We start from the raw sequence: 5,405 nt of genomic DNA on the forward strand, positions 1-5,405 counted from the left end.
GGGGGAGGAGGCGGCGCCGGCCGGCAAGGCCGGGCAGGGCGGCCTGGGCCAGCTCGCCGCCCTGGTGATGACGGTGATCGGCCTGATCGCCCTGCTCAACGTGCTCGGCCTGCAGACCGCCAAGCCGTACACCTGGCCGCTGCTGGCGATCGGCGTCGGCGTGGCGCTGGTCTGGCGGCAGGCCGACGACTCGCGCTGGCAGCGCTGGTTCGGCATCGAGGAGGGCGAGAAGCGGCGCGGCGCCTACACCCGGGTCGGCGCCGGCGTGCTGCTCGCGGTGGCCGGCACCATCGCGCTGCTCGCCATGCAGGGCAGCGGTTCCACGCTCGGCTCGGTGGTCGAGGCCTCGCTCGCGGTGCTGGCCGGCGTGCTGGTGCTGCTGGGCCCGTACGGACTGCGGCTCTGGCAGGACCTCGGGGCCGAGCGCACGGCCCGCATCCGCGCCCAGGAGCGGGCCGAGATCGCCGCGCACATCCACGACTCCGTGCTGCACACCCTGACCCTGATCCAGCGCCGGGCCGAGGACCCCAAGGAGGTGCTGCGGCTGGCCCGCTCGCAGGAGCGCGAGCTGCGGCTGTGGCTGTACCGCCCGGAGGCCGCCGCCGAGGCCGCGCCGGACACCATGGCGGAGAGCCTGCGGGCCGCCGTCGCCGAGGTCGAGGACCGGCACGGCGTCCCGGTGGAGCTGGTGATCGTCGGCGACTGCCCGATGGACGAGAGGATCGCGGCACAGATGCAGGCCGCGAGGGAGGCGACCGTCAACGCGGCCAAGTACGGTGGCGGGGGACCGGTCCAGGTCTACGCCGAGGTGGAGGGGAGGACGGTGTCGGTGTTCGTCCGCGACCACGGCCCCGGCTTCGACCCCGACACGGTGCCCGAGGACCGGATGGGCGTACGGGAGTCGATCATCGGCCGGATGAAGCGCAACGGCGGCACCGCTCGGGTGCGGCCGGCGGCGGGCGGCGGCACCGAGGTCGAGTTGGAGATGGAGAGAGCGGATGACTGAGGCAGCTCCGGAGCGTTCTGCGCGGGTCGTGCTGGTGGACGACCACCGGATGTTCCGGACGGGGGTCAGGGCCGAGATCGGCCGCACCGAGGTGACCGGAATCGACGTGGTCGGCGAGGCCGACGACGTGGACTCGGCGGTCCGCGTGGTCGCCGAGACCAGGCCGGACGTGGTGCTGCTCGACGTCCACCTGCCGGGCGGCGGCGGCGTCGAGGTGCTGCGCCGCTCGGCCGGGGTGATGGGCGAGGGGTCGGGCGGTGCGGCGCGCAGCGCCTCGGACAAGAGCGGTGGCGAGCGACGGGAGGGCGTGAAGTTCCTGGCGCTGTCGGTGTCGGACGCCGCCGACGACGTCATCGGCGTCATCCGCGGCGGCGCGCGCGGCTACGTCACCAAGACCATCACCGGCGCCGACCTGGTGAACGCGATCTTCCGGATCGCCGACGGCGACGCGGTGTTCTCGCCCCGGCTGGCCGGCTTCGTGCTGGACGCCTTCGCCGCGACCGACACCCCGCCGGTGGACGAGGACCTGGACCGGCTCACCCAGCGCGAGCGCGAGGTCCTGCGGCTGATCGCCCGCGGCTACGCCTACAAGGAGATCGCCAAGCAGCTCTTCATCTCGGTGAAGACGGTCGAGAGCCACGTCTCCGCGGTGCTGCGCAAGCTCCAGCTGAGCAACCGCCACGAGCTGACCCGCTGGGCCACCGCCCGCCGTCTGGTCTGAGGTCTGAGGTCTGAGGTCTGAGGTCTGAGGCTCTGAGGCTCCGAGGGGCCGAGGGGCCGAGGGGCCGAGGCGCCCGGTCCGGGGCGTCCGGCGCCCTCGAAGGCCGGTGCGGTCCCGTCCGACCGGCCCGCACCGGCCCGCACCGGCCCGCGCCGGCCCGGCCGCCCGGGGCGGGCGGGCTTGTCGGCGGGTGGCCATAGACTCGATGTGCCATGAGTAGCCTCTTTGACGACCTTCCGCTCCCCGGTTTCGAGGCACCCGCCGCCGGGTCGAAGCAGCCCGCCGCTCCCCTCGACGAGGAGCCCCCGCCGTACGACGACGACGTTCCGTACGACGCGTACGAGGAGGCCATCCCGGACGGGCTGTTCCGGACCGACCACTCCGCCGAGGCGGAGCGGGACGCCTGGTACCGCAACGGCGCCGCGCGGACGGTGGTGGACCCGGCGCAGCTGCTGGAGGGGATGAACGACCCGCAGCGCGAGGCGGTGCTGCACGCGGGCTCGCCGCTGCTGATCGTGGCCGGCGCCGGCTCGGGCAAGACCCGGGTGCTGACCCACCGGATCGCCCATCTGCTGGGCGCCCGCGGGGTGCAGCCGGGGGAGATCCTGGCGATCACCTTCACCAACAAGGCGGCCGGCGAGATGCGCGAGCGCGTCGAGGCGCTGGTCGGCCCGCGCGCCCGGGCGATGTGGGTCTCCACCTTCCACAGCGCCTGCGTGCGCATCCTGCGCCGCGAGTCCAAGCAGCTGGGCTTCACCTCCAGCTTCTCGATCTACGACTCGGCGGACTCGCAGCGGCTGATGTCGCTGGTCTGCCGGGACCTCGACCTGGACCCGAAGCAGTTCCCGCCGAAGTCCTTCACGGCGAAGGTCAGCAACCTCAAGAACGAGCTGATCGACGAGGAGACCTTCGCCGACCAGGCCGCCAACCCGATGGAGAAGAAGCTCGCCGAGGCGTACGCGCTCTACCAGCGGCGGCTGCGCGAGGCCAACGCGCTGGACTTCGACGACATCATCATGACGACGGTGAACCTGCTGCAGGCCTTCCCCGACGTCGCCGAGCACTACCGGCGCCGGTTCCGGCACATCCTGGTCGACGAGTACCAGGACACCAACCACGCCCAGTACATGCTGGTCAGGGAGCTGAGCGGGGGCTCCGTCGCGGCCGCGCCCAGGCGCACCGCGGACGGCGACTTCGTGAACCCGGCGGCCGGGCGGCTCGCCGAGGTGCCGCCGGCCGAGCTGTGCGTGGTCGGCGACGCGGACCAGTCGATCTACGCCTTCCGCGGCGCGACCATCCGCAACATCCTCCAGTTCGAGGAGGACTACCCGAACGCGACCACGATCCTGCTGGAGCAGAACTACCGCTCCACCCAGACCATCCTGAGCGCCGCCAACGCCGTCATCGAGCGCAACGCCAACCGCCGCGAGAAGAAGCTGTGGACGGCCGGCGAGCACGGCGAGAAGGTCATCGGCTACGTCGCGGACGACGAGCACGGCGAGGCCCAGTTCATCGCCGACGAGATCGACCGGCTCACCGACAAGGGCGAGGCCAAGCCCGGCGACGTCGCGATCTTCTACCGGACCAACGCCCAGTCCCGCGTGTTCGAGGAGGTGTTCATCCGGGTCGGCCTGCCGTACAAGGTGGTCGGCGGGGTGCGCTTCTACGAGCGCAAGGAGGTCCGGGACGTCCTGGCGTACCTGCGGGTGCTCTCCAACCCGGAGGACACCGTGCCGCTGCGCCGGATCCTCAACGTGCCCAAGCGCGGCATCGGCGAGCGGGCCGAGGCGATGATCGACGCGCTGGCCGCGCGGGAGCGGATCTCCTTCGCCCGGGCGCTGGTCCGGGTCGACGAGGCCTACGGGATGGCCGCGCGCTCGGCCAACGCCGTCAAGAAGTTCAACACCCTGATGGCCGGGCTGCGCCAGGTCGTCGAGTCGGGCGCGGGCCCGGCGGCGGTGCTGGAGGCCGTCCTGGAGGAGACCGGCTACCTGGCGGAGCTCCAGGCGTCGACCGATCCGCAGGACGAGACCCGGGTGGAGAACCTCCAGGAGCTCGCCTCCGTCGCCCTGGAGTACGAGCAGGACCCGGGCGAGCGGCCGGACGGCGACGCCGAGGGCACGCCGCCGGTCGGCTCGCTCGCCGACTTCCTGGAGCGGGTCGCGCTGGTCGCCGACTCCGACCAGATCCCGGACGACGACGAGAACGGACAGGGCGTCATCACGATGATGACCCTGCACACCGCCAAGGGCCTGGAGTTCCCGGTGGTCTTCCTGACCGGCATGGAGGACGGGATCTTCCCGCACATGCGGGCGCTCAACCAGGTCAAGGAGCTGGAGGAGGAGCGCCGGCTCGCGTACGTCGGGCTCACCCGGGCCCGCGAGCGGCTGTACCTGACCCGCTCGGTGCTGCGCAGCGCCTGGGGGCAGCCGGCCTACAACCCGGCCTCGCGGTTCCTGGAGGAGATCCCGGAGACGCTGGTGGAGTGGAAGCGCACCGGGGCCGCGCAGGCGCCGGTCCAGCGCGGCTACTCCTCCGGCTCGTCCTGGGGCAGGTCCTCGTCCGGGGGCGGCGGTTCGCGGTCCTCGTCGACGGCGGCCGCGCCGAAGGCGGGCTGGGGGCAGTCGGCCCGGCGCGGCGGCCGGACGGTGGAGCGCGAGGCCGTCTCGCTCGCGGTCGGCGACCGGGTCACCCACGACAGCTTCGGGCTGGGCACGGTGATGGCCGTCACGGGCGCCGGCGACCGGGCGCAGGCCACCGTCGACTTCGGTGCCGAGGGCCGCAAGCAGCTGCTGCTGCGCTACGCGCCCGTCGAGAAGCTGTAGGGCGGCTCAGCGCGGGTCCAGCCCGTTCGCGAGGAACCAGGGCAGCGGGTCGATCGGTCCGCTGCCCTGCGGCCGGATCTCGAAGTGCAGGTGCGGGCCGGTGCTGTTGCCGCTGGTGCCGACGAAGGCGATCACGTCGCCCTGCTTCACCGGGCCCTTGCGCACCTTGTACGCCCGCAGGTGGCAGTACCAGGCCTCGGTGCCGTCGGGCATCTTGAGGATCGTCATGTAGCCGTAGAACGGGTTCCACTGGGTGCGCAGGGTGCCGTCGGTCACGGCGTAGACCTCGGAGCCGCCGTCCACCGGGAAGTCGATGCCGGTGTGCCGGTTGGCCCAGTGGGTGCCGGCCTCGCCGAACTGTTCGCCGAGACCGTGCCGGGCGACCGGCATGACCACCTTGGGCCCGACCGGCTCGGGCGCCGGCTCGGCGGTGGGCTGCGCGGTGGGGGCCTCGGTGGGCTGGGCGCCGGCCAGCGGCAGGCGGGCGTCGCCGCGCGAGGCCTGGGTCGGCGCGCCGGCCGCCACCGCCTGGGCCGCCGCCTGAGCGGCGGTGGTGTCCGGGGCGTTGTCGGCCGCGGTCCGCGGCACCTGTCCGGCGGCCTGGGCGCGCTGCTGGTCGGCCTCCCCCTGCACCGTGATCGCCGCCGCCGCGGCCACCCCGAGCGCGGCCACCGACGGCAGCGCGACCCGCAGCAGCGCCGTCCGGGTGGCCGCCCTGGCGGCGCCGCGGCGCTGGGCACGGGACTGCTCGCGGGCGGCGAGGCGCAGCTCCGCGCGGGTCGGACGGGCGGCTGCATCGGGAGCCATCGGGGGCTGCCTCCTCGGTGGGCCTCGGACGTCGTCGGGCGGGGGA

4 protein-coding genes are annotated in these 5,405 nt (G+C 73.5%); 3 read left to right on the forward strand and 1 reads right to left on the reverse strand.

Going from position 1 to position 5,405, the window contains the following annotated elements:
* The 3 genes from ACIQOV_RS25825 to pcrA form a co-directional block, all read left to right on the forward strand.
* On the forward strand, window positions 1–1,006 hold a 1,006-nt coding region (locus ACIQOV_RS25825), incomplete at its 5' end, for a sensor histidine kinase (protein WP_401052296.1).
* Window positions 999–1,727: a LuxR C-terminal-related transcriptional regulator gene (locus tag ACIQOV_RS25830; RefSeq protein ID WP_401052299.1), complete on the forward strand. Its 729-nt coding sequence runs from the start codon at window positions 999–1,001 to the stop codon at window positions 1,725–1,727. The genes ACIQOV_RS25825 and ACIQOV_RS25830, both read left to right, overlap by 8 nt.
* Window positions 1,728–1,939: 212 nt before the next feature.
* Complete coding sequence (pcrA, locus tag ACIQOV_RS25835) at window positions 1,940–4,552, forward strand: DNA helicase PcrA (RefSeq protein WP_401052301.1); 2,613 nt, start codon at window positions 1,940–1,942, stop codon at window positions 4,550–4,552.
* Between the two features lie 6 nt (window positions 4,553–4,558).
* On the opposite strand, the gene ACIQOV_RS25840 is transcribed toward pcrA, so the two are convergent.
* Window positions 4,559–5,359 (reverse strand): M23 family metallopeptidase, encoded by an 801-nt coding sequence (locus ACIQOV_RS25840; RefSeq protein ID WP_401052302.1) that lies wholly within the window; start codon window positions 5,357–5,359, stop codon window positions 4,559–4,561.
* Between the last annotated feature and the right edge of the window lie 46 nt (window positions 5,360–5,405).

The sequence above is a fragment of the Kitasatospora sp. NPDC091257 genome (assembly GCF_044757675.1).
GTDB classification, from domain to species: Bacteria; Actinomycetota; Actinomycetes; order Streptomycetales; family Streptomycetaceae; genus Kitasatospora; species Kitasatospora lactacystinica.